Genomic DNA, 26000 nt, shown 5'->3' with positions numbered 1-26000 from the left:
CTCATAGCTGAGTAATTTCTTTCCAAGTTAGCAGCTCTGCTTTTTTCCAGAAGGCCCAAGATTTTTTGGAAAGGTTTTTAGCGGTAAATGTTCGCTCACGCACTTTACCTTTTGGAAAGTCGATGATGACTACTTCATCTAGCTGTTTATCAAGCAGGGCTGCGCTTAATTGTGGCCAAGCCAGTTGAGGCTGCTCCAGCCACGCAAAGGCGCCGACTAAGTTTTTCTCATCTAAAGTGATTTCATGGGGAAGGCTTAATAGCTTTGCCAGGCCAGCTAGCATAGGATGCGGGCCAAAGAGGCGCTGCGATTGCTTTAATGGTGTTGGAACTTGCACATCATTGAGTTTGCCAATGCCGCTAATCCAAAGTGAGTTAATGCTGGGCATTCTACGCTCTGCTCGTTCTTCATTAACCGAACCAATATGCCAAAGCATTTGGATTTCATTTTGAAGTTTTCGCCATCGTTTGGCGATACCTTCTTCTTTGGAATCGCGTGGCATCCACCAGTCAATATTACGACCATGGGCTTGATCAACGCTGTAACTTTCTAAGCTCGCAAAAGGTCCTGCAGGAATAAACCAATAGTGTTGATTCTGAAATAAAACAACACTCTGAAAATCTTCTTCGATAAAAGGAAGGGCTGCGTTAAGAAGTTCGGATGACTCTTTTTCCGTCAGATCAATCTGACTTTGTCCCATCAAAATGAGGTGATCACGTGTGGCATGCAGATGAACTGGCTGTAGGCAGGCAATTATTTCATTTGGGTTGACTGCTAGATTGGATTGCCCCAGAAGTAAAACGGGGGCAAGCGGCACCTTTTCTCCCAGCAGAAAACGTTCATGAGGAAGTCCTTGCTGAGGGCTATCTCTGGTTTCAAGCTCATCTAAGGCATCTTCCCCAGATAGCATCAGGGTAAAGCGGCGCGGCAAAGCTCTAGAAGGGGTGGAATTGACAGTCATTCCCCTGATTTTAGGTGGCATTTGGGTAATCCGCCCGCATGCCTGTGTGATTCACTAAACTGTGAGTATGTTGAGACTTCCTATTGAGCTAGAAATTGGCCTGCGCTACACCCGATCTAAGCGTCGCAAGACGGTAGGTAAGCGCGATGGCTTCCTTTCCTTTATTTCTGGTATTTCCACTGCGGGCATCGCTTTAGGCGTTGCCTCGCTAATTGTGGTGCTTTCTGTCATGAATGGCTTTCAGAAGGAGGTACGTGATCGCATGTTGTCCGTCCTTTCTCATGTGGAAATCATTTCTCCAGATGGGTTGGTAAATTGGGAGCCGCTGGCACTGAAAGTGGCGCAGCAACCACACGTCGTTGGTGTAGCACCAATGGTGAGTTCACAAGGTTTGTTAAGTCGCGACAACATGATGCGTGGCGTATCTATTCGGGGCATCTTACCAAGTGAGGAAGGCAGGGTTTCCGATCTGCCTAAACAATTTGTTGCGGGAAGTATTGAAGACTTAAAGCCTGGAAGCTTTGGTGTTGCCCTAGGAGCACAACTTGCTGCGATTGTTGGCGCACACGTTGGCGATCGCATTAACTTGATTGTTCCTGAAAGTGACTTAACGCCAGCGGGTGCAATGCCGCGTATGCGTATGCTTCAGGTAGTGGGCATTGTCGATAGCGGTCATTATGAATATGACAGTTCTTTAGCCATCATGCATTGGAAAGATGCTGCAGCCTTACTACGCTTGCGTGACCCGTCTGGCCTACGTGTCAAGGTGGATGATATGCAGCGGGCCCCTGAGGTTGCTAATGAGTTAGCGGCAATTGTTCCTCAGGCACTTTGGGTGACTGATTGGTCAAGATCAAATCGCAATTGGTTTGCAGCTGTTCAGACCGAAAAGAAAATGATGTTCATCATTTTGACTTTGATTATTGCGGTGGCTGCTTTTAACTTGGTCTCTACCTTGGTGATGACAGTCAATGAGAAACAGGCTGACATAGCGATTTTGAGAACGATGGGTGCGAGCCCTGGACTCATTCAGAGAATATTTTTAATTCAGGGGCTGGCAATTGGTTTATTAGGTTCTTTAGCTGGAGTGCTGCTGGGTTTATTGATTGCACTCAACATTGATGTGATTGTTCCAGTGATTGAAGCGATCTTCCGTGTGCAGTTTTTGCCACGTGAGGTGTATTTCATTAGTGAGTTGCCATCCGACGTGAGGGCAAATGACGTGCTGACAGTGGGTTTAATGGCTTTTGGCCTCTCAGTATTAGCTACGCTGTATCCAAGTCGTCGTGCCGCTAAGGTGCAACCAGCGGAGGCCTTGCGCTATGAATAACTTAGATACGAATAATTTAGATAAGTTAGTGCTTAAGGCCAGAGGCCTTGCTAAGACTTATGGTCAAGGACCTACTGCGGTTGAGGTTCTGAAAGCGATTGATTTGGATGTAGCTCCCTCAGAAAAGGTGGCTATTGTTGGGTCATCTGGATCCGGCAAGAGCACCTTACTTCATTTATTAGGCGGCCTAGATAGTCCAAGTGCTGGTTCAGTCATTTTGGCTGGCTCTAATTTGAGTGACTTGTCAGTAAAAAAATTGGATCAACTACGCAACCATAGTCTTGGCTTTATTTATCAGTTTCATCACCTCTTGGATGAATTTAGTGCTGCAGAAAATGTAGCATTGCCCTTACGTATCCGTGGCCTTAGTAATGATGAGTCTATGGATCGTGCTAGCAATATGCTTAAAGCGGTAGGCTTGGCTGCACGCGAGTTGCATACTCCTGGCGAGCTCTCCGGCGGAGAGCGTCAGCGTGTTGCGGTAGCCCGCGCCTTAGTTGGTAATCCAGCTTGCGTTCTAGCGGATGAGCCAACGGGTAACCTCGATACTGAAACTGCCGATGGTGTATTTGATTTGATGCTTGATATCGCTCGTGATCAAGGTACCGCCTTTGTGATCGTGACGCATGATCCAATTCGCGCTAAACGTTGTGATCGTATTTTGCATTTAGAGCGTGGAGTATTAAAGACATTTTCAGCATGAGTGGGCATCCCATGTGGATCGATACCCATTGCCATCTAGATGCTCCTGAGTTTGAAGGCTCGCTGGATGCAGTTATCCAAAGAGCTTCAGATAAGTACGTCAAGGCTATTCTGTTGCCGGCTGTAAAAGCGGCAGACTGCGCTTCCGTCAAAGCACTATCTCATCAATACAGTCAGCAAATTCCTGGCCTGGTCTACACCCTCGGAATACATCCGCTATATACCAATCAAGCTCAAGAAGGTGACATCCAAATCCTGGAGAATCATATTGTTGATTCACTTTCTGACTCTCGCTTTGTTGGTGTTGGTGAAATTGGCCTAGATTATTTTGTAGAAGACTTAGATCCCCATCGGCAAGAATACTTTTTCAATGCGCAATTAGATTTGGCCCAGAAATACCAGCTACCCGTAATCTTGCATGTTCGTAGATCGCAAGATGCCATTCTGAAAGCGTTGCGTCGTCGTAATATCCCCAGTGGAATAGCGCATGCTTTTAATGGCAGCTTTCAGCAGGCAGAGCAATTTATCGAGCTTGGTTTTAAGTTAGGCTTTGGTGGTGCAGCGACTTATGAGCGTGCGCTGCAAATCCGTAGGCTACTTAAAGAGTTGCCGCTCGATAGCATCGTTACCGAAACAGATTCGCCGGATATCCCGCCAGCATGGCTCAGGGGAGAAGGCATTGTATTTAATGAGCCTGCTTTTCTACCTCGGGTTGTCAAGGAGCTTGCCTTAGTTCGAGGCATTAGTGATGCTGAGTTTGCTTCAGCCGTATGGCGTAACGCCATGCAAGTATTGCCGCGTTGGTCTGCATTATGTGCAGACATTCCTAGCCACAACCTAGCCCCTTAATTCATTGCGCTTAGCTATTACGGCGTTTATCGCCGGGGGATCGCTCCTTTTCTTTTTGCCGAAAGTTCCCGAATATTGGTTATATGCCTGCATAGCTACAGCTGTAGTGTATTTATTCACAATTTGTTTTTCTCGTAACTATGGCATTTCTAAAAAACTGGCAATCATTGGCTTGCTGTTTACGATGGGCTTTGCATGGAATGCGCGCTATGCCGAAAATCGCCTAGAGAATATTCTTCTTATAGACCTAGAGGGTAAAGAATTTTCTCTTGAGGGTAGGGTAGCTGCACTACCGCAAAGTAATTCATCTGGTGCCAAGTTTGCATTTGAGGTGGATCGTGCTAGCGCGGGTAGAGAAAATCTTGATCGCTTTCCAAAGCGTATTTATTTAAGTTGGCAGCCCGCCTGGAGAAATCCTCAAGACATTCCCGAAGTCATTCCTGGTCAGCGTTGGAGGTTTAAGGCAAAGCTCAAGCGACCCTATGGCTCTCTAAACCCTCATACGTTTGATTTTGAGCGCTGGTCTTTTCATCAAGACTTTGGCTCTAGTGGTTCAGTCCGATCGGGTGAGTTATTGATCGATAGAGATATTGCTTGGGATGAGTTTGAATTGCGTATGGAGCTTGCGCGCTGGCACTTGCGCAAAAAGATACGGTCAATGTTGTCGGAGGATGCGAGATATGTAGGTGTATTGATTGCATTGGTGATGGGGGATCAAAATGCGATTAATCAAGATGACTGGCAAGTATTTAATGCAACAGGAATTGGACATCTCATTTCAATATCGGGACTACATGTAACCATGTTGGCAGGTATTGGTGCTTCATTAGCTGCTTTTATTTGGCGTCGGCGTACATGGCCCCTCATTGCGCCAGTGAGCAAGGTAGCGGCGGTATCGGGATTTGCGACAGCATTTATTTATGCGTGGTTAGCGGGTTTTCAGATTCCGGCACAAAGAACAATGTATATGGTTGGCGTAGTGGCATTTGCATTGTGGACCGGCAGAAATCCAAGATCTTTTGATATTTGGTGGTGGGCCTTAGCTTTTGTATTGTTGATTGATCCAATGGCTCCCTATACACCAGGCTTTTGGTTATCTTTTGGCGCAGTGGCTGCCATCCTTTATGCCATGGGCGACTCCTCTGGCTTATTGGGCATCCCCAATGGGAAAGAGCTGGAAGTGCATTGGATGCAGCGCATGTCGCATGCTTTGCGAGAGGCATGCCGTGTACAAACCGTTGTTACATTGGCATTGTTACCGTTTACTTTATTTTGGTTTTATCAAGTCTCCATTGTTTCGCCATTGGCTAATGCATTTGCTATTCCGCTAGTGAGTTATATCGTGACGCCACTCGCAATCGCTGGAGCCTTGCTCCCTGAATTTATTGGACGTTGGTTGTTATTGCCGGCTCATGCATCCATGGAATATCTGGCTGCCATCCTGGAGTGGATGGCGGGCTGGAGTTGGTCGGTAATTTGGTCAAGGCAACCAGCGTGGTGGATGTTGGTGATATCTGGGTGTGGAATTGTGTATGCCATTCGCCCTGGTGATATTGGTGAAACATGGAAGTGGAGATTGCTTGCCATCACCTTATTAGTGCCTTTATTTGTTTGGCCAACTCAACTCAATTCAACTCTTAATCAAGGGGAATTTAGGGCGATTGTTTTGGATATTGGACAAGGCACTGCAGTACTTATTGAAACTGCCAATAGAAGATTGCTCTATGACACGGGGCCCATTCAAGGCAAGAAAGATGATGCAGGGCAACGAGTGATTCTTCCTTATTTACGTGGACGAGGAATCGATCGCATTGATCGCATGGTGATCAGTCATAGTGATAGCGATCACATTGGCGGTGCTGCAAGCTTGCTAAAACAGATTCAGTTTGATTCTATGATGGGTTCATTACCCAGTACCAATCCGCTGCTCCAGAATTTGCAAGCAAGGAAAATACCCGCTATCCCATGTCGTTTTGGTCAGCGCTGGGAGTGGGATGGTGTGGAATTTGTAATTTGGCATCCCCATGAAGAAACTATATTTGCCGATCAATACCCTGGTAAACCGAACGAGATGAGTTGCGTACTTGAGGTGCGCAATCAGCAAAGCTCCCTTTGGTTAACAGGCGATGTTGAGAGGCAGGGTGAAGCTGAAATTACTGAGCGCTTAGATGAAAAAATGTTGCAAGAAATTGGCGCCAGGGAGTTGATTTTTATGTCACCACATCATGGCAGCAAAACATCCTCTTCTTTGGCGCTTCTAAAGCAACTAGAGCCCAATCAGGCATTTGCCCAAAATGGCTATCGTAATCGCTATGGCCATCCACATCCAGATGTGACGGCACGTTATCGAGGTCTTGGAATTCCGTTTTATCAGACTCCAGAAACAGGTGCCCAGACTTGGTTGTTTAAAAATAACGCAAAGTCTTCGACACAGTTTTTGAGGCATGATATAAAACGACTATGGCATCGGTTGATGTGAAATTGAAGGAAAGGATTCTGCAAATGAATAAGCTACTTACTCTATGTACTCTGGTTGTCGCCATCACAGTTGGTTGCGCCGGTGCGAACGTGCGCCCCCTGGTGGACATGAAGGGTGTCAATGAGTCTGCATATGAAAAGGATTTAAGTGAGTGCCAGGCTTATGCCCAACAACAATCGGGTATGGGTGAGACTGCTGCTAAGGGTGCTGGTGCTGGAGCAGTGGTGGGTGGCTTGTTGGGACTTGTCACTGGCGGGAATAAAACGGGCATTGTGCAGGCCGCTGGTGCAGGTGCTGTGATTGGCGGTGCTGGCGGTGCTTTTACCGGTAATCAAGCACAAGAGGCTGTTGTAAAGAGGTGTTTGAGTGGTCGTGGATACAGGGTTTTGAACTAAACCCACTCGGAAATAGCTAAAAAGCCCGAGAAATCGGGCTTTTTTAATTCCCAGAAAAGCAAAAAGCCCTTAAAAATAAGGGCTTAGAGCATCAATCTTGGTTGCGGGGGCAGGATTTGAACCTACGACCTTCGGGTTATGAGCCCGACGAGCTGCCAGACTGCTCCACCCCGCGTCTGAAGCTGAAATTCTACCATTTTTTGGGGGTCTCTGTCGAGGTATTCATGCAAATAACGCATAAATAAGGCGTTTTATTGAAGAAATTCTCGTTTTAATGAGTGCCGGCAAGGAGTAACATATTGCCACGCAACATCACGTTAAGGCTTATTAATGTCAGTTAGCAATCCAGAGTTTTCAGAGTCATCCTTACTAAGGCCCGTAGAGATTTCTCGAGAGGACCATCCGCATAAGAAGGGTGCCTCTATCTCTCTTATGTTCGCGGCGATTGGCGTGGTCTTTGGCGATATTGGTACCAGCCCTCTATATGCATTAAAAGAATGTTTTAGCCCTGAGCATGGCATCCCCTTTTCTCCTGATGCAGTTTATGGCGTTATCTCAATGGTGTTTTGGGCTTTTGCGATTGTGGTTTCACTGAAGTATGTTTTATTCGTGATGCGCGCAAACAATCATGGCGAGGGCGGTATTTTGGCTCTGATGGCACTTGCATTAAGAACTGCGCCTGCAAATTCAAAGCGTTCCTTGTTGATCATCATGGCCGGTGTATTTGGCGCATGCATGTTCTACGGCGACGCAATCATCACCCCTGCGATTTCAGTTTTATCTGCGGTTGAAGGTCTTGAAGTGATATCAAGCGACTTAACCCGTTTTGTCATACCAATCACGATTTTTATTTTGGTGATTCTCTTTTTTATTCAGAAGACAGGCACCGATCTAGTGGGAAAGCTATTTGGTCCAATCATGATGGTCTGGTTTATTGCTATCGGGCTCATGGGCGTGCATCAAGTCATTCAGAACCCTGCTATTTTTGCAGCCATTAATCCACTGCATGCTATTCAATTCTTAATTGAACATTCCTTGCAGGGCTTTATTGTTTTGGGTGCAGTCTTCTTGGTATTGACTGGTGCTGAAGCTCTGTATGCTGATATGGGTCACTTTGGACTTAAGCCAATACGTATGGGTTGGTTTTTTATTGTGATGCCTTGTTTGCTCTTGAACTATTTCGGTCAGGGGGCAATGTTCTTAAGTAACCCTGAAACCATCACTAATCCATTCTTTTTGATGGTGCCCGAATTTTTAGTATTTCCTTTGGTTATATTGGCTACAGCGGCAACGGTTATTGCCTCTCAAGCAGTGATCTCAGGCGCTTTTTCAATGACGAGCCAAGCAATTTTGTTGGGCTTTGTACCGCGCATGAAGATTCGCCATACATCTGATAGAGAAATTGGCCAGATCTATATGCCGCTTGTGAATTGGGTGCTGTTGGTTCTCGTTATCGCCGTTGTTTTAGCATTTAAAAAGTCTGAGAACCTGGCGGCTGCCTACGGTATCGCGGTTACTACCACCATGATTGTGACTACATTCTTGGCGGCAATCGTCATGCGTGTGGTGTGGCGCTGGAATACTCTCTTTGTAACCTTAGTAATAAGCGCATTCTTGATTGTGGACTTGGCTTTCTTGACGGCTAATCTTTTAAAGATCATGGAAGGTGGATGGTTCCCATTACTTTTGGGTGCTGTTTGCTTCATGTTCTTAATGACTTGGTTCCAAGGGCGCAAGATACTGCGTCAAAATGCCATGAACAATGGTATTGAGCTAAAGAGTTTCATCGATTCATTGATGATGCATCCTCCGCATCGCGTAGAGGGCACAGCCATATTCTTGACGGCACACGTAGATTATTTGCCGGTCTCATTCCTGCACAACCTTAAACATAACCATGTACTGCATGAGAGGGTATTTTTCTTAAAGGTCAGTATTTGGGATGTGCCTTACGTAAAAGATAGTGAGCGTATTACTTTGCGTGACCTTGGTAATGGCATTTATGTAGTTCGTGCTGTGTATGGATTTAATGAAACCCCAGATATGGGACAGATTATTGAGTTGATTGAGAAGTCATCCGATCTAAAGTTTGATTTGATGAATACCTCATTCTTCTTATCGCGTGACACGATTGTTTCTACCGAGATTCCGGGGATGGCCTTGTGGCGTGAAAAATTATTCTGCTGGATGTATCAAAATGCTGGACGTCAGTCGGATTTCTTCAAGATTCCTGCAAATCGTTTGGTTGAATTAGGCGCAAAGGTCGAGATTTGAGAAATAGTCTCTCTCTTCGCTCAAAGATATTCATTTCAATATTTTTGTTGGTCACTTCCTTGAGTGGGGTTGCGTTAGCTACTCCCGCGGAAGAGGCTGAGCTCGAGCAATTAGATAGGATTGAGCAAGAGTTAGAGCTTCAGCGCGAGTGGTCTAAGTATCGCTGGGGTAAAGCATCTTCTGAGTGCTACCAAAATTATTGGGTTAATAGTTGTATTAAGGATGCGCGAGCCCAATATCGAAAAGAAATCGATCCTATTCGTGAGCAAGAGGTGGCTTTGCATGAAGTGCAGCGCAAACTACGTGAAAGCCTCAAGAATCAAGAAGATATTAAGCGTGCAGCCGAGCGTGCTTCACCAGAAAAAGCTGCTGAGCGAGAGGCTAACCAGCGAGAGTATGAGCAAAAGCAAAAAGATGCAGCAGCAAGAGCGGCAGACTTAGAGCAGCGTCGTAAGGATGCCCCTAAGCGCGCTCAAGAAAATAAAGCGGGCACACAGCTCGATTAATTTTTCTCCAATTTACTTTTTTATTTAATTAGGCAATCCTTGGCTAAAGTCAAAACGGTTTATATCTGCCAGTCATGTGGCGGCACTTCTGCTAAATGGCAGGGACAATGCCCATCTTGTCAGGCTTGGAATACCTTAGAAGAAGGTTTACCAGAAACCACTTCTAATTCTCGTTTTCAGGGTTTGGCGCAATCTCTACCAAGACAAAAGTTATCTGCGATTACTGCAGAGGATTTACCTAGATTTAGTACGGGTGTTGAAGAGTTTGATCGGGTGCTCGGCGGAGGCTTGGTGCCGGGTGGTGTTGTGTTACTCGGCGGCGATCCCGGCATTGGCAAATCCACATTGCTATTACAGGCCTTGGCTGAGATGAGTGCTGCTGGTATGAACGTGCTCTATAGCAGCGGTGAAGAGTCTGCTGCGCAAATTGCATTACGTGCAAAACGGATTGCACTGGATGCCCCGCAACTTGAAGTGCTAGCAGAGATCCAATTAGAAAAGCTCATTTCTATTATGGATACCGTCAAGCCACAAGTATTGGTGGTGGATTCGATCCAGACTTTGTATTCAGAAGTGTTGAGTTCCGCTCCAGGCTCAGTGGCTCAGGTGCGTGAATGTGCTGCGCAATTAACTAGAGCCGCAAAATCCAGTGGAATCTGCGTATTGATGGTCGGCCACGTCACTAAAGACGGACATTTGGCTGGCCCTCGAGTGCTCGAGCATATTGTGGATACCGTTTTGTATTTTGAGGGCGACACCCATTCTTCTTTCCGTCTAGTGCGCTCCATTAAGAATCGTTTTGGTGCAGTCAATGAGTTGGGTGTATTTGCGATGACCGAGAAGGGTCTTCGTGGCGTTACTAATCCTTCCGCAATATTCTTGTCGCAACACGAGCAAATGGTTCCAGGTGCCTGCGTATTGGTTACGCAAGAAGGCAGCAGACCTCTCTTGGTTGAAATTCAAGCGCTAGTTGATACGGCGCACGTGCCAAATCCACGTCGCTTAGCCGTTGGTTTGGAGCAGGCACGTCTAGCAATGCTCTTGGCTGTTTTGCACCGCCATGCTGGCGTCGCTTGTTTTGATCAAGATGTTTTCTTAAATGCTGTTGGTGGCGTCAAAATTTCTGAGCCTGCTGCTGACTTAGCTGTTTTGCTAGCCATACAGTCTTCAATTCGTAATCGTGCATTGCCAAAAGAGTTGATAGTCTTTGGTGAGGTTGGTTTGGCGGGAGAGATTCGTCCTTGTCCGCGCGGTCAAGAGCGGTTGAAAGAGGCGGCTAAGTTAGGCTTTACAGTAGCCATCATTCCGAAGGCAAATATGCCCAAGACCAAGATTCCAGGGTTGAAAGTAATTCCGGTGGAGCGAATTGATCAGGCAATCGCAGCTGCGGCCGAACTGAGTTAATTTCTTAGCTAAGTTTTCACTTGCTTAGCGCAAGTCTTCAGCTTGAATCAGCAAGACTTGCTCTTCGCCGGCAGATACTTCCATCCAGATTGCTGGAATTTGCGGGAAAGCCTTTTTGAAGTTCTCATACTCATTGCCAATCTCAAGCAAGATAGCGCCACGCTCGGATAGGTAGTCTGGCGCTGAAGCAATGATGCGTCTAATGATATCCATGCCATCGTCACCACCAGCCAAGGCAAGTTCTGGCTCAGCATGATATTCCGCTGGTAATGCATTCATTGAAGTGGCATTTACATATGGTGGGTTGCAGATGATGAGATCAAAGAGGTTATCTTCATTAGGTTCTGGCAATGCATCCCAAAGATCGCCATTCAATAGCTCAACTTGAGAGTTCAGGCTATGACGATCCACGTTGCGTGCCGCTACGGACAGTGCAGGCATGCTGATATCGCAAGCACTCACATGAATATCTGGACATGAAAGAGCTAGGAGAATAGCTAAGGAACCGTTGCCGGTACAAAGATCCAGTGCTTTGCCATCAGCTGGTAGCCAAGGCTCTAGCGAGCCATCAACAATAAGCTCTGCAATCCAAGAGCGAGGAACAATGCTTTGCTCGCTGCAGAAAAAAGGCACGCCCATGAGCCAGGCTTCACCTAGGATGTATGCAAGTGGCTTGCGAGTAGAGATTCTGATATCTGCAACGACTGCTGCTTGTTGTTGGAGCTCTGCTGAAATAGTGTCATCTAAGTGATCAAGGGCTTCTGTAGGGCTGAGATCAAGTTGTTTGCTGACAAGCCACAAGGCTTCGCTTTGCGCATCAATTGCCCCATGGCCGTAATGCAGATTAGCTGCGTCAAGCTTTTGTGCAATCTGATCGATGCACTGGTTAACTGTAATTTGTTGCTGAGGCTCAGGGTCCATGATGGAAGAGGTCTTTTGAGAAAAGGGCGGCACGCAATTAAGCGACTAGGCAACTAAGTGCTTAGGCAATTAACTGCTCGAGAGTCTTGCGATAGATATTTTTGAGTGGCACTACATCATTGACGATCACACACTCATCGATTTTGTGGCTAGTCGCATTAAGCGGCCCAAACTCCACAACTTCTTTGCAGATCTTGGCGATGAAGCGGCCATCACTCGTACCGCCAGTGGTGGAGAGCTCTGTATCAATCTTGGTTTCTGCTTTGATTGCTGTGCGGAGTGCACCAGCTAATGCGCCGTCGCCTGTAATGAATGGGCTGCCACCCAATACCCAGTCAATCTCAAAGTCGAGACCAGCATTTTTGAGGATGTCCTCAAGACGCTCGCGAAGCTGTTCTGGCTTGCTCTCGGTAGAGAAGCGAAAGTTAAAGTCAATTGTCAATTCACCAGGAATGACGTTATTCGCGCCAGTGCCAGCATGTACATTCGAAATCTGAAAGCTTGTAGGTTGGAAATATTCATTGCCTTTATCCCACTCGGTTTCTACTAATGCAGAAATTGCTGGTGCAGAAAGATGAATTGGGTTCTTGCCTAGGTGAGGGTAGGCGATATGCGCCTGAATACCTTTTACCTTGAGCTTGCCAGACAGAGATCCACGACGACCGTTTTTAATCATGTCGCCTAGTTGATCGACTGAAGTTGGTTCACCGATCACGCAGTAATCCAAGCGCTGACCTTGTTTTTGCAGGCGGTCGCACATGATCATTGTGCCATCATTAGCAGGACCTTCTTCATCACTGGTAATCAAGAATGCAATAGAGCCTTCGTGATCTGGGTGTGCGGTTACAAATTCTTCCGTCGCCACTACAAAGCCAGCGAGTGAGGTTTTCATATCCGCAGCGCCACGACCGTAGAGCATGCCATCACGAATGGTTGGTGTAAAAGGATTATTTGTCCATTTCTCTAGTGGGCCTGTGGGCACCACATCGGTATGACCAGCAAATACTAAGACCTTGCCTTGATCGCCTGCTTTACCTTTTTTGATTGCCCACAAGTTGGTTACCTGGAAATTTTCAGGGCCACTCACCACACTCTCAGTATGAAAGCCAATCGCTTGTAGGCGCTTAGCGATTAAATCTTGGCAGCCACCATCAGCCGGGGTTACGGAATGACAGGAGATGAGAGCTTCGGTGAGCTCAAGTGTGGCGCTCATGAATTTAACTTAGTCGCGGAGTAATTCGTTAATCGCTGTCTTAGCTCTAGTTTGAGCATCAACCTTCTTCACAATGATTGCTGCATAAAGGCTGTACTTGCCACAAGCAGAAGGAAGTGAGCCTGGAACAACAACTGATCCAGCTGGAACGCGACCATAGTGAACCTCACCAGTTTCGCGATCGTAAATCTTGGTGCTTTGGCCAATGTAGACGCCCATGGACAAAACAGCGTTTTCTTCGATGACAACACCTTCAACCACCTCAGAGCGGGCGCCGATGAAGCAGTTATCTTCAATAATGACCGGACCAGCTTGGATTGGCTCCAATACACCGCCAATGCCAACGCCGCCAGAAAGGTGAACGTTTTTGCCGATCTGAGCACAAGAACCTACTGTTGCCCAGGTATCTACCATGGAGCCTTCGCCTACATAAGCGCCAATATTGACGTATGAAGGCATTAAAACAGCGTTTTTGCCAATAAATGACCCACGGCGGGCTACTGCAGGGGGTACAACGCGGAATCCACCGGCAGCAAAGTCAGCTGCAGTGTAGTTTTCGAACTTGCTAGGAACCTTGTCGTAGAACTGGGTATAGCCCCCAGCGCTCATAGGTTTATTGTCTTCCAGGCGGAAAGAGAGCAAAACAGCCTTCTTAACCCATTGATTTACCTCCCACTTACCGACATCGCGGCGCTCAGCCACGCGAATCGTGCCGGCATTAAGGCCTTCTAAGACCGCATTCACGGCATTACGGACATCGCCAGGGGCGCTATCTGGAGACAGGTTTGCGCGGTTTTCCCAGGCTTGTTCAATGATGTTTTGTGGTGATTGGCTCATGCTTTTTAGTTAACTATCAGATTGTTAAGGGATTTTGTCCCTGAGGGTAGATTTATCATTATATAGATGGGGCAAAAACGCGTCTAAGGACCGTTAAGCTTGCTATCATCTTCCCACTTTAGCTTTAATTTTTACCCCTTTATTTGAACCTCTTTTTTCCCTGCAAAGTACGCCGTGCAACTGAAATCCATCAAACTTTCCGGCTTTAAGTCTTTCGTAGACCCAACCCATTTTGAAATGCCTGGCCAATTAATTGGCGTTGTGGGTCCTAACGGTTGCGGAAAGTCGAACATTATTGACGCCGTCCGCTGGGTTTTGGGTGAATCTCGCGCTAGCGAACTGCGTGGCGAATCCATGCAAGACGTTATTTTTAATGGTTCTGGTTTACGTAAACCATCTGGCCGCGCCAGTGTTGAACTCATTTTTGATAACACTGAAGGACGTGCTCAAGGTCAGTGGAGTGCATTTACAGAATTGGGTATCAAACGCGTTCTCACTCGCGATGGAAATTCGAGTTACTACGTGAATAACCAAGTGGTTCGTCGTAAAGATATTCAAGATATTTTCTTGGGCACCGGTATGGGTCCAAGAGGTTACGCCATTATTGGTCAGGGCACGATCAACCGAATCTTGGAAGCAAAGCCAGAAGAGTTGCGTGTGTTCTTGGAAGAGGCTGCTGGTGTTTCTAAATATAAAGAGCGTCGCAAAGAAACTGCATCGCGCTTAGAAGACACTGTAGAAAATTTAACGCGTGTTGAAGACATCTTGCGTGAACTTGATCAACAGTTAACCCGCTTAGAAAAACAAGCGACTGTTGCTGAGCGTCATGCCGAGCTTTCTACCCAAATGAAATCACAACAACAACTGTTGTGGTTTGTACGTCAAACCGAGGCTGGTAAAGAGCAAGAGCGTCATGCCAATGGTATCCGTGATACACAAGTTAACTTAGAAGAGCAGACCGCTAAGCTACGTCACGCCGAGGCTGAACTTGAAACTATGCGTACGCAGCAGTACGCATTGCAGGACAAGGTTTCACAAGCGCAAGGTGATCTGTATCAAACCAACTCTGATGTGAGTCAGGTTGAGGCGCAGATTCATTATGTGCAAGAAGCGCGTCAACGTTTACAACAGCAAACCCAAGACTTGCAAGCGCAATTGCAACGTTGGACTGTGCAAGAAACGGATGCAGCGCAAGCGCAACGCACTACCGAGCATGAATTATCTTTGGCTGCAGAAAAAGAACAAACCTTATTGGCTGACTTAAATGGCTTGCAAGAGCAAATGCCAAGCCGCGAAGAGACTTATCAAAATGCTTCACGTGATTTAAATAATGCGCGTGACTCTTTGGCGACAATTGAACAACGTCTCGCCAGTTTGGGTGAGCGTCTGCGTTCAATCTCAGCACAATCGGATGAATTAAAAGGGCGCGAGAATCGACTGACTATTGAGTTGGATGGTTTGCGTCGTCCTGATGCTGAAGCTTTGCAAATGGCGATTGATCGTCAGGCTATGGCTGCTCGTAAAGTTGAAGAGGCTAAGCAGCGCGCAGGCGAGACTCAACAACGCGTGCCAGCGGCTGATGAGGCGCGCAATGCTGCCCAGCAAAAAATACAAGAAGCCAATCAGAATTTGGCACAGACCGAAGCCAAGCTCACTGCGTTGACTGCCCTGCAGGCCAGCGTTCAGGCGCAAGGCAAGATTGGTCCTTGGTTAGAGAGTAAGGGTCTTAAAGAGAGCAAACGCCTCTGGCAAGAGCTCAAAGTTGAGAGTGGCTGGGAAGCTGCTTTGGAATCCGTATTACGTGAGCGTTTAGCTGCTGTTACGGCAAAGAGCGTGCAAGAAACATTGGCTTTAGCTAATGATGCGCCTCCAAGTCGCTTGGCTATTTTGCTTACTGAAGAAATTACTCCAGCACATACCTCTGCTCCAGCTGATTTCACGCCGTTACTAAGTCGCGTGCAAAGTGCTGGTGCGCCAAGACTCACTTCAGTATTACAAGAATGGTTAGACAATATTTACATTGCTAGCAGCCTTGAAGATGCTTTGCATCGCCGTGAAAAATTACCAGCTGGTGGCGCATTTGTGACTCAACAAGGCCACTTAGTAAGTCGTGTTGGGGTACAGCTTTATGCTGCTGACTCTGAGCAAGCTGGTATGTTAGCCCGTGCTCAAGAGATGGAAAGTCTCGAGAAGCAATTGCGCGCTCAACAACTTATGCAAAGCGAACTCAAAGGTGAGTTGGATCAGTGTGTAGCGAACTACCAGGCAGCGCATCAAGCGGCTGAGCAGGCTCGTGAGAATGCTGAACATGCAGTGCAAGAGGCGCATGGTTTTGAAGTAGAAAGAATGCAATTGACTCAAGCTGAAGAGCAATACAGTCAACGTGCAGCGCAGATTCAGGGTGAGTTAAGCGAGTTGCGTCAGCAGATGGAGCAAATGACCCAAACTCAAGAGCAATCGGCTGCAGAGTTAAATGAGTCTGAAGAGTCAAAACAAGGCTTGCAAGAAGCCTTGCAAGTAGCTCAAGAAAAATTAGAGCGATCTACTGAAGAGCGTGATCGTTTACGTGAATCACTCCGCGCGGCTGAGATGGCTGCACAAGAAGCGGCTTTTGCAACGCGCTCCCTACAACAGCGTATTGCTGATTTACAGCGTGATCAAAGTACTGCTCGCACTCAGATCATGGAGATTCAGGATAAACATGATTCCGCATCTCAAGAGTTGGAGACTCTGAGTGATGAAGAGGCGCAAGATAAATTACAGGGCTTATTGTTAGCTCGCAGTGCTCGCGAAGCCGCTTTAGCAAATGCGCGCACCGAGCAAGATGCTTTATTGCATCAATTGCGTGAAGCGGATGAGTTACGTATGCAGGTTGAGCGTAGTTTGCAGCCAATGCGTGACAAAGTAGTTGACTTGCAATTGCGTGAGCAAGCTGCGCGTTTGAACTTTGAGCAATTTGCCACATTGTTATCTGATGCAGAGGCTGATCTCACGGCACTCGAGGCAAACTTCAGTGCAGATCTAAAGGTTGGCGCTTTGCAAACTGAAGTTAACCGTCTGAGTGCCGAGATTGCATCTCTAGGCCCAGTCAATATGGCTGCGTTAGATGAGTTATCAAGTTCTCGTGAGCGTAAGCAGTTCTTGGATGCTCAATCAGCTGACTTGAACGAAGCAATGCAGACTTTGACAGATGCGATTGCTAAGATTGATGCGGAAACTCGCGATCTCTTGCAAGGTACCTTTGATCAGGTCAATACCCACTTTGGCAAACTCTTCCCAGAATTGTTCGGTGGTGGTCATGCTGAGTTAGTAATGACTGGCGAAGAGATTTTGGATTCTGGAGTGCAGGTAATGGCTCAGCCTCCTGGCAAGAAGAACAGCTCTATTTACCTCCTCTCTGGTGGTGAAAAGGCATTGACTGCAATTGCCTTGGTGTTCTCACTCTTCCTTTTGAACCCAGCCCCATTCTGCTTACTTGATGAGGTTGACGCTCCTTTGGACGATGCAAATACCTTGCGTTATGCAAATCTAGTTGCCAAAATGTCTGATAAGACACAGTTTTTGTTTATCTCACACAACAAGATCACCATGGAAATCGCCAATCAATTAATTGGGGTCACGATGCAAGAGCAGGGCGTTTCCCGCATTGTTGCGGTGGACATTTCTTCTGCTGTTTCAATGGTAGAGGCTGCCTAAATGTATGTAGAACAAATCATGACGATGTTGGGTTTGTCTGATTTGCAATTGGCATTGGCGGTTATTGGGCTGCTGATCTTGATATCGGTGGCCGTCATCAATATCAAATACTCGCGCGCACGTCGTAAAGCGAAAGAGCTGAGTGAGTATTCTTTGGATGATCGTTTTGCACGTGAGCCTAGCTTTGGCCATGGATTTGCTGATGGTGATGCCGGGCGCGCTGAACCTAGTTTCGGTGAGACGATCACAACAATCTCCGCCCCAGAAAAGTTTGCTATTGATCCTCGTATTGATTGCGTCATTACGCTACGCTTTGATGAGGCTATCAGTGGCGCAGAGATTCTGGAAGAAATTCATGCTTGGACTGATCTAGAAGCTCAATCGACTGCGCGCTGGATGTGCGAAGGTTTGAATGCTGATATTGACGCAGCCGAAGACTGGGAAGAAATTAAGGCTGAAGGTTCTTATTCAGAATTACAACTCGCGATCCAGTTGGCAAGCCGTAAGGGCCCAATTGGCGTTTTAGAGCTATCTGATTTTTGCTCCCGCGCTCAGGCGCTTGCTGAGACCTTGGGCTCACAAATCGATATGCCTAGTGTGAGCACCATGCTCGATAGCGCTAAAGAATTAGATGTAATGGCAGCAGAGAGTGATATTCAGTTGAGTATTAATGTGCTTTTTGATGAGCCATGCCCTTGGGGCAACTTCGATGCGCTGATGCGTCAACGTGGTTTCAAGCTGGCTCGCAATGGTCGTCAGTACGAATATCAAAGCAAGGGTCTGGTGCTGTTCAATAGCAGCGACTTGGATCCTAATAAGTCTGTTACTCAAGTCACTCTATTGCTAGAAGTTCCTTTGGTCCCGCAAGAAGAGCGTGCATTTGAAAGAATGCTGGCTGAGGGAGTTGAGATTGCGCAAGCAGCTCATGGTCGCTTGGTTGATGACAATGGCATTAATTTAAGTGAAGCTGCAGTCATCAGCATTCGTCAGCACCTCGATATTCTCTATGCCAATCTTGAGAAATCTGGTATTCCTGCCGGATCTTCTACAGCTAGCAGACTATTTAGCTAGGAAATCACTTTGTCGTCTACTGGTCCGACAAATTTAGCGGAGCGTTACGCATTCTTGCAGGCAGAGCTTGCTCGCTTAGAGCATGCTTATTACGTTCTTGATAATCCGCTGCTACCCGATATTGAATATGATCGCCTCTATCGAGAATTGCTCGATATTGAGGCTGCTCATCCCGAGTGGATCACTCCAGAATCTTTATCCCAACGCGTAGGTGGGACAGCGCTAAAAGAGTTTGATTCCGTTACCCATGCGGTGCCCATGCTCTCTTTAAATAATGCCTTTGAAGATGCTGAACTCATTGCTTTTGATCGTCGTTGCCGTGAAGCGCTCAATACAGATCATGTGACTTATGCTGGCGAGCTCAAGTTTGATGGCCTAGCAATCTCCCTTCGTTATGAAAACGGATCACTGGTAACGGCAGCAACACGTGGTGATGGTGCAAGCGGTGAAGATGTCACTGCTAATATCAAAACCATTCGCGCTATTCCGCTCAAGCTCACAGGTAAAAACATTCCACAAGTCTTAGAGGTTCGTGGTGAGGTGTTTATGTACCTCAAAGACTTCGAGAAGATGAATCGACAGGCTGCAGAGCTGGGTGAAAAAGAATTTGCCAACCCACGTAATGCCGCAGCAGGCAGCCTTCGTCAACTGGATTCGAAGATCACCGCAAAAAGACCACTGTCTTTCTTTGCTTATGGCTTGGGCGCCCTAGAGCCGCAGTCTTGGTTGCCAAAAACCCATGAAGAATTGCTCAACGCATATGCAGACTTAGGCTTGCCAGTTTGCTCGGAGCGTAAGGTACTGCATTCTGTCGAAGAGATTCTGGATTTCTATAACGAGATTGGCGCTAAGCGGGATTCACTGCCGTATGACATTGATGGCGTTGTTTATAAAGTGAACTCATTTGCTGAACAAGCTAAGTTAGGTTTTGTTTCAAGAGCACCTAGATTTGCTCTGGCACACAAGTATCCAGCACAGGAAGCGCTTACAACAGTATTGGGCATTGATGTGCAAGTAGGGCGCACAGGTGCGATTACACCAGTAGCGCGGCTAGCTTCGGTAGAGGTTGGTGGCGTCACAGTTACTAACGCTACTTTGCATAATGAAGATGAAGTTAAACGTAAAGACGTACGTATTGGTGATACCGTTTCAGTACGTAGAGCAGGTGATGTGATTCCAGAAGTAGTTTCAGTCATCAAGGATCGTCGCCCCGCTAATGCCCAAGAGTTTCAAATGCCAACCCGCTGCCCTGTATGCGATTCACATATCGAGCGCTTGGCAGATGAAGCAGTGGCACGTTGTAGCGGAGGACTTTTCTGCGGCGCACAGCGTAAGCAGGCATTAATTCATTTTGCTCATAGAAGGGCACTCGATATTGAAGGTCTAGGCGAGAAAATTGTGGATCAACTCGTAGATCACAACCTCGTTAGAACTCCCGCAGATCTATACAGGCTGGGTTTCACAGCGCTAGCCAATCTTGAGCGCATGGGTGAGAAGTCTGCGGATAACCTCATTCAAGCAATTAACCAATCGAGAAACACCACCTTAGCTAGATTTATCTTTGCTTTAGGTATTCGTCATGTGGGCGAGACCACCGCAAAAGATTTGGCGAATCACTATCAGTCGATGCATGCATTAATGGATGCCGGCATGGAGGATCTGCTGACAGTAAAAGATGTTGGTCCCGTAGTGGCCGACTCCATAACTAGCTTCATGCAAGAGGCGCATAACCGCGAAGTCATTGAGCAACTCTTGGCCTCAGGCATGCAACTTGCCGTAGAAGAAAAAGTCATTAGTGCAGCTGTTGCAGGCAAAACTTTTGTTCTGACGGGTACATTCCCGACGATGACAAGAGACGAAGCAAAAGATCTCCTGGAGAAAGCTGGTGCAAAAGTAGCTGGATCAGTCTCTAAGAAAACTGACTATGTGGTTGCTGGCACCGATGCCGGTAGCAAGCTCACGAAAGCTGAAGAGTTAGGTGTGCCGGTTATAGATGAGGCTTCAATGTTGGGGTTGTTGAAGTAAAAATTCTCTACCCACCCCTTATGAAAAAACGTTTACTCACATTGATCTCAGTGATTGCCCTTGGGATGTCCTTGATGTCCTGCGGTGGAGGTAGTGGTAACGGGGGTAGTGGGGGCAGTAGTAATAGCTCAAATCCTCAGACCCTTACACCCTGGAACGGTTTATATGATGGACTAAACACCATATACCTTCCTTATGCTAACGGCCAAATTACTACCGCATCAGTTCCAACCATATATGCCAAGATAGGTGATCATCCAAGTGCTGTGGCTTTTGGGATGGACACTGGATCAACTGGTACTGTTGTATCTCCAGAGTATTTCATTCGGGGCACGGGGGATACCCTTCAAGGTCTTGGTAGCGTTACATACAGCAGCAGCGGCATTGTCTGGAGCGGTGAAGTCTGGCGCACTAAGGTTTCCTTGATGTCTAGCTCGACGGAAATTGTGGCCGAATCTTCGGTTGATGTCCTTATAGTTTCTGAGCAGACATGCCTTGATCATGCAAGAGATTGCACACCAAAGCATTCTCCAACAGGAATTCATTTTATGGGAATTGGATTTAATTCTGGAACTGGATTTACTTGGCCTGCAAGCGTTGTGTCTGCGGCTACCAACAACCCTTTTACTAACTTAACTTACGCAAAAAATGTTCCTTTAAGCACCGTTAGAAGGGGATGGCTACTAACCAATCAGGGTGTTTATCTGGGCATGTCTAGTGAGTTAACTAAAAATTTTGCATTTGTTAAGTTAGAGCAAAATCCAGCTACTGCAGGCTCTTTAATTCCTCTGTGGCAAAGTGCGCCTGCGGCTGTTGGGGTTAATGGGGTCGTTAAGCAAGGTGTTTCATTAGTGGATACTGGTGTTGGGGAGATGTTGATATCACCAGTTGCTGCCAACGGTTATCCATCTGGGAATATGCCGCTAGGCGTTTCAGTGGAAGTTTTATTTCCAATTCAATCACAACCGCAGCCTGCCTATTACAAATTTGTAGTTACCAGCCCATCAAATCCTGGATCAAATCCAATGACGCCTGGAACAGTCATAATTTCTGAAGATCCTTCTGGCATTGTCTTTATTAATACCGGAAGAAATTTCTTGCAAGGGTTTAATTATTTATATGATGGCGTCTCCGGTTATGTGGGTTATGGAGATAACGGGAACGGCGCCGCTAACCTTTATAGAGCGATTGTCCCAACACAATAGATGTCAATGTCTCAAGGTATTTTCGATTCTATTGCTATTGAGGTGCTTAATACTAAGCATCAATGGCAATGCAACCAAATACTGGAATCTTCAGATCCATTTTCTCGTAGAACAAGTCAGGGTCACATTACCGCAAGCGGTTTGGTGATTAAGGATGGCCAAGTCCTGCTAATTTTTCATCCGTATATTAAGCGTTGGTTTCAACCGGGTGGACATATTGAAGAAGGCGATTCTCCAATTGACGCTGCAATTAGGGAGGTTTACGAAGAAACCGGTTATGTTTGTGAGTTAGACACTGACAATCAAGACCCAATTGATATTGATATTCACGAGATCCCTGAAAACCTCAAAAAGGGTGAGGGCGCTCATTTGCACATTGATTTACTTTATCGATTACGAGTGTTGCGACAAGAGCAATCTACGGAAGACATTGAATGCAAGTGGGTTACTTTTAGCGATATTGAAAGCATCCGCATTCAACGCGCTTTAGCTAAGTTAGTTTAAGCCCCCAAAGCCTCAAGTAATTCCGTCTCAAGCTGTATTTGTAACTTTGGATTCTTACCCAAGTTAGCAGCATCAAGAAGTAGTACGTCTTCCACTCGCTCACCAAGAGTATTGATGCGTGCCGTATGAATCGATACCTGATGTTTCGCTAATACTCTGGAGATCGTATAGAGAAGGCCGGTACGGTCACTTGCAGAGAGTGCCAGTGTGTAATAGCGGCCACGATCGTCTGGAACCATGTGCACTCGTGGCTGAATTGGGAATGTACGGGATTGTCTTGAGAGGCGACCCATACTTGGGTTGGGCAGCGGCTCACTATTTGTGAGTGCGGCTGTGAGTTCAAACTCCACCAATTGAATGATGTCGCGATAGCTGCCACCTTCGTCTACCAAGTTACTGCCAGAAATCTGGAAGGTATCTAGAGCGTAGCCATGACGGGTTGTATGAATGCGAGCATCCCAAATCGAGAAACCATGTCTTTCAAAGTAAGCACAGATTCTGGCAAACAGATCTTCTTGGTCTTTTACGTAGACGGCTACTTGAAGGCCTTCGCCAATCGGAGAGAGTCTTGCTCTCACAATCGGCTGTTCACTATTTACCTTGTTAAATAGATGGCGGGTGAGCCAGGCAATATCGGAAGAATCTTGCCTTAAGAAGAAAGCAACATCTAATTGCTTCCACAAGTCTTCGTAAGCATCATCATTAATGCCGTAGAGGCGTAATTTAGCTCTAGACTCTTCTTGATGCTGCGCCAACTCCGAAGAGGCATCTGGTTTTGCGCCACCCAATACTCGAAGTGTTGCACGATACAAATCTTCTAAGAGCTTGCCTTTCCAGGCATTCCAAACTTTAGGGCTGGTACCACGCACATCAGCTACTGTTAATAGGTAAAGCGCAGTGAGGTGGCGCTCGTCACCTACTTTTTTGGCAAATGCTTTCACTACATCAGGGTCAGTGATGTCTTGTTTCTGAGCTGTTTGGCTCATATTCAGATGTTCAGCCACCAGCCATACCAATAACTCGGTATCTTTCTTGTCCAGACCATGCTCTTTAGCAAACTTACGCATGTCTGCTCTGCCAAGTTGTGAATGATCGCCGCCACGTCCTTTAGCAATGTCATGGAAGAGCGCTGCAATGACGAGTAACCAAGGTTTCTCGAAGTGGGCAATGAGGCTACTGCAGAAGGGGAATTCATGGGTATGCTCAACGACCATGAAACGGCGTACATTACGAAGCACCATGAGGATGTGTTGATCAACCGTGTATACGTGAAACAAGTCATGCTGCATCTGTCCGACAATTCTTCTGAAGGCAGGAAGATAACGACCCAATACGCTACTGCGATTCATGAGATGGAAGGCGCGACTCACGCCTTCAGGTTGCTTCAATATCTCAATAAAGAGCGCCCTATTAACTGGGTCAGAACGCCACTTACCATCCATCTTGGTCCTGGCGTTATACAGTGCTCTAAAGATGGTTGCCGATAGACTTTTGACATTCGATGTTTGAGCAAATACTAAGAAGGTTCTCAGAATCTGTTCTGGATGTTTCTGAAAGAGCTGTGGGTCGGTAATGTCCAATACACCTTGGCGCTCAATGAAATGCTCGTTTCCTTCACCTGGAATGGCGAGGATAGTTTTGGACTCTTGTGGAAAGAGGAGGGCCTCAATGTTTTGCAAGAGAACGTCATTCAACTGTGTAACCGCTTTAGCTGCCCAGTAGTAGCGACGCATGATTGCTTCGCTGGCTTGACGTGAGGACTCTTCTGTAATGCCCATCGACGCTGCCAATGCCGCTTGCAAGTCAAAGGCCAGAACATCTTGCCTGCGCCCCGCCAACAAATGTAAGTTAGCACGTAGAGTTTCTAGGAAACGTTGATTGCGGTTAAGTTCAGTGAGCTCACGTTGAGTAACTAGACCTGCTTGATTAAGATCTTTAAAGGTGTCGCCCAATAGCGCCGCCTTACTAACCCAAGAAATCACCTGTAAATCACGCAATCCGCCAGGGCTCTCTTTGCAATTGGGCTCTAGAGAGTAGGGGGTGTTCTGATATTTGTAGTGACGCTGAATCTGTTCAGCTTGTTTTGCTTGGAAGAAGGCTTTTGGATCCATCGCAGATTCAAAAGCATTGGCAAAGTCTTTAAATAATGCCTTCTTGCCGCAGAGGAATCGTGCCTCTAAAAGAGAGGTGCGTACGGTAATATCTTGCTCAGACTCAGACATGCACTCCGCAACAGTTCTTACTGAGGAGCCGATTTCTAATCCAGTATCCCAGCAGCTTGCAACAAATTGCTCAACTTGTTTGGATAAGGCTCTGGCTTTTTCTTCTTCTGCTGGCAGCAGAATCAGAATATCAATATCGGAGTAGGGAAATAAAGCGCCTCTACCAAAACCGCCAACTGCTACTAAAGTAGCTTCGTTATTTAGGCCACAACTATTCCATAGGTGACTGAGAAGCTGGTCACTCAGCTTGGAAAGTTGCTTAGTTAACTTACCAACTGCTTGTGTATTACGAAACTCAGCGTAAGCGATCTCGCGAGCAGCACGTAGGCTAGCTGCATCAATAATTTTGCTGGCTGCCTGCGTATTGCTCATGGATTTAAGCGCTTGCTACTGAAGGTCTAAATGAAAGGCCTTTAACGCAATCCGGAGGAGGATTACTTCCCTCTGACCAAGTCAGTACTTCAACACCAGTTTGTGTAACTAAAAGCGTGTGTTCCCACTGGGCTGAGAGGCTGCGATCCTTTGTCTTCACAGTCCATTGATCGGGCATGGTGCGAATATCGCGCTTGCCAGCGTTAATCATCGGCTCGATTGTGAATGTCATACCCGCTTCTAGTTTTTCACCGGTGCCAGGTTTTCCATAGTGAAGAATTTGTGGATCTTGGTGAAACACTTTGCCAATACCATGTCCGCAATATTCGCGTACAACTGAGTAACCTGCTTTTTCAGCATGCGTCTGAATCACGTGACCAATGTCACCTAGTGATGCACCTGGTTTAACTTGGGCAATGCCAAGCCACATGCATTCAAAGGTAATTTGTGTGAGACGTTTTGCCATGACGGAAACTTCACCCACCATGAACATACGACTGGTATCGCCGTAGTAACCATCGGGAGTGATGACGGTGATATCCAAATTCACTACATCACCTGTCTTGAGAATTTTGTCGCCTGGAATGCCGTGACAAATCACATCATTCACTGAGGTACAGATTGATGCTGGAAAAGGAGGGTAGCCAGGAGGTTGATAGTTCAACGGGGCAGGAATGGTCTTTTGGACATCGCGCATATATTCATAGCAAATCCGATCCAATTCACCCGTAGTGACTCCGGCTTTAACGTGGGGAGCCACATGATCGATCACTTCGCTGGCTAAGCGGCCGGCTTCACGCATCCCGTGGATGTCTTTTTCTGCGGTAAATACACTATTCATGCCTTGATTATCAACGACTTGGGCAGTTTTGGTTTGCTTGAATTGCCTAAAATTTAGGCAAATATCCCATTTTTGGGGCTTCTAGTGGCTATTTTGAGGGTTGACCCCCTTTATTGTTTGGGGGTGAAGGTGGCTAGAGCATTGATATTTAAGCTATAATTTTGCACTCGGGTCCATTTTGGACTTGAAATCG

19 protein-coding genes and 1 tRNA gene are annotated in these 26000 nt (G+C 46.7%); 13 read left to right on the top strand and 7 right to left on the bottom strand.

Annotation, left to right across the window (positions count from 1 at the left end; all coding sequences use genetic code 11):
• Position 1 precedes the first annotated feature (1 nt).
• A complete protein-coding gene (locus tag VC159_RS08290) occupies positions 2-961 on the bottom strand; it encodes a hypothetical protein (protein WP_323473296.1) in 960 nt (319 codons plus the stop codon).
• A 67-nt stretch (positions 962-1028) separates the two neighbouring features.
• On the opposite strand from VC159_RS08290, the gene VC159_RS08285 reads away from it, so the two are divergent.
• The 5 genes from VC159_RS08285 to VC159_RS08265 are packed head-to-tail and all read left to right on the top strand — an operon-like array spanning position 1029 to position 6716.
• Positions 1029-2291 (top strand): lipoprotein-releasing ABC transporter permease subunit, encoded by a 1263-nt coding sequence (locus VC159_RS08285; protein WP_323473295.1) that lies wholly within the window; start codon positions 1029-1031, stop codon positions 2289-2291.
• Positions 2284-2994 (top strand): ABC transporter ATP-binding protein, encoded by a 711-nt coding sequence (locus VC159_RS08280; protein WP_323473294.1) that lies wholly within the window; start codon positions 2284-2286, stop codon positions 2992-2994. The genes VC159_RS08285 and VC159_RS08280 overlap by 8 nt, the downstream gene beginning before the upstream one ends.
• A gap of 11 nt (positions 2995-3005) precedes the next feature.
• Positions 3006-3842 carry a TatD family hydrolase gene (locus VC159_RS08275; RefSeq protein ID WP_215360324.1) on the top strand — a complete coding sequence of 279 codons (837 nt, stop codon included), beginning with the start codon at positions 3006-3008 and terminating at the stop codon, positions 3840-3842.
• A gap of 55 nt (positions 3843-3897) precedes the next feature.
• Positions 3898-6321 (top strand): DNA internalization-related competence protein ComEC/Rec2, encoded by a 2424-nt coding sequence (locus VC159_RS08270; protein ID WP_323473292.1) that lies wholly within the window; start codon positions 3898-3900, stop codon positions 6319-6321.
• A 23-nt stretch (positions 6322-6344) separates the two neighbouring features.
• Positions 6345-6716: a glycine zipper family protein gene (locus VC159_RS08265; RefSeq protein WP_215359508.1), complete on the top strand. Its 372-nt coding sequence runs from the start codon at positions 6345-6347 to the stop codon at positions 6714-6716.
• A gap of 98 nt (positions 6717-6814) precedes the next feature.
• On the opposite strand, the gene VC159_RS08260 is transcribed toward VC159_RS08265, so the two are convergent.
• Positions 6815-6891 (bottom strand) — tRNA-Met (locus VC159_RS08260).
• Between the two features lie 257 nt (positions 6892-7148).
• On the opposite strand from VC159_RS08260, the gene VC159_RS08255 reads away from it, so the two are divergent.
• Genes VC159_RS08255 through radA form a run of 3 tightly spaced genes read left to right on the top strand, consistent with a single transcriptional unit; the run spans position 7149 to position 10900 of the window.
• The gene (locus VC159_RS08255; protein ID WP_416350444.1) at positions 7149-8990 is read left to right on the top strand and encodes a potassium transporter Kup; all 1842 of its coding nucleotides are present in this window, start codon (positions 7149-7151) and stop codon (positions 8988-8990) included.
• Between the two features lie 44 nt (positions 8991-9034).
• Complete coding sequence (locus tag VC159_RS08250) at positions 9035-9496, top strand: hypothetical protein (protein ID WP_251367773.1); 462 nt, start codon at positions 9035-9037, stop codon at positions 9494-9496.
• A 39-nt stretch (positions 9497-9535) separates the two neighbouring features.
• Positions 9536-10900, top strand: coding sequence for a DNA repair protein RadA (radA, locus tag VC159_RS08245; protein ID WP_215359514.1), 1365 nt, complete (start codon positions 9536-9538; stop codon positions 10898-10900).
• 24 nt (positions 10901-10924) lie between these two features.
• On the opposite strand, the gene prmB is transcribed toward radA, so the two are convergent.
• From prmB to dapD, 3 genes are all read right to left on the bottom strand, one after another.
• Positions 10925-11821 carry a 50S ribosomal protein L3 N(5)-glutamine methyltransferase gene (gene prmB, locus VC159_RS08240; RefSeq protein ID WP_215359516.1) on the bottom strand — a complete coding sequence of 299 codons (897 nt, stop codon included), beginning with the start codon at positions 11819-11821 and terminating at the stop codon, positions 10925-10927.
• Between the two features lie 61 nt (positions 11822-11882).
• On the bottom strand, positions 11883-13034 hold the full coding sequence (gene dapE / locus VC159_RS08235) for a succinyl-diaminopimelate desuccinylase (protein WP_323473291.1): 1152 nt from the start codon (positions 13032-13034) through the stop codon (positions 11883-11885).
• Between the two features lie 9 nt (positions 13035-13043).
• Positions 13044-13871, bottom strand: coding sequence for a 2,3,4,5-tetrahydropyridine-2,6-dicarboxylate N-succinyltransferase (dapD, locus tag VC159_RS08230; protein ID WP_216189393.1), 828 nt, complete (start codon positions 13869-13871; stop codon positions 13044-13046).
• 174 nt (positions 13872-14045) lie between these two features.
• Between dapD and smc the strand changes: the two genes are divergently transcribed.
• Genes smc through VC159_RS08205 form a run of 5 tightly spaced genes read left to right on the top strand, consistent with a single transcriptional unit; the run spans position 14046 to position 22372 of the window.
• Positions 14046-17567 carry a chromosome segregation protein SMC gene (smc, locus tag VC159_RS08225; RefSeq protein WP_323473290.1) on the top strand — a complete coding sequence of 1174 codons (3522 nt, stop codon included), beginning with the start codon at positions 14046-14048 and terminating at the stop codon, positions 17565-17567.
• Positions 17568-18638: a cell division protein ZipA C-terminal FtsZ-binding domain-containing protein gene (locus VC159_RS08220; RefSeq protein ID WP_323473289.1), complete on the top strand. Its 1071-nt coding sequence runs from the start codon at positions 17568-17570 to the stop codon at positions 18636-18638.
• A 9-nt stretch (positions 18639-18647) separates the two neighbouring features.
• Entirely contained in the window at positions 18648-20663 is a 2016-nt protein-coding gene (gene ligA, locus VC159_RS08215; RefSeq protein ID WP_323473288.1) for an NAD-dependent DNA ligase LigA, read from the top strand.
• A 20-nt stretch (positions 20664-20683) separates the two neighbouring features.
• Positions 20684-21868: a hypothetical protein gene (locus VC159_RS08210; protein ID WP_323473287.1), complete on the top strand. Its 1185-nt coding sequence runs from the start codon at positions 20684-20686 to the stop codon at positions 21866-21868.
• A 6-nt stretch (positions 21869-21874) separates the two neighbouring features.
• Entirely contained in the window at positions 21875-22372 is a 498-nt protein-coding gene (locus tag VC159_RS08205) for an NUDIX hydrolase (protein ID WP_323473286.1), read from the top strand.
• Here the strand turns inward: VC159_RS08205 and VC159_RS08200 are convergent.
• Positions 22369-24966, bottom strand: a complete 2598-nt coding sequence (locus tag VC159_RS08200; protein ID WP_323473285.1) for a [protein-PII] uridylyltransferase — start codon at positions 24964-24966, stop codon at positions 22369-22371. The genes VC159_RS08205 and VC159_RS08200 overlap by 4 nt on opposite strands.
• Before the next feature lie 4 nt (positions 24967-24970).
• Entirely contained in the window at positions 24971-25870 is a 900-nt protein-coding gene (gene map / locus VC159_RS08195) for a type I methionyl aminopeptidase (protein WP_323473576.1), read from the bottom strand.
• Positions 25871-26000: the final 130 nt, after the last annotated feature.

The sequence above is a fragment of the Polynucleobacter sp. JS-JIR-II-c23 genome, from assembly GCF_035011225.1.
Taxonomy (GTDB): Bacteria; Pseudomonadota; Gammaproteobacteria; order Burkholderiales; family Burkholderiaceae; genus Polynucleobacter.
This window is presented reverse-complemented; position numbering and strand designations above follow the sequence as displayed.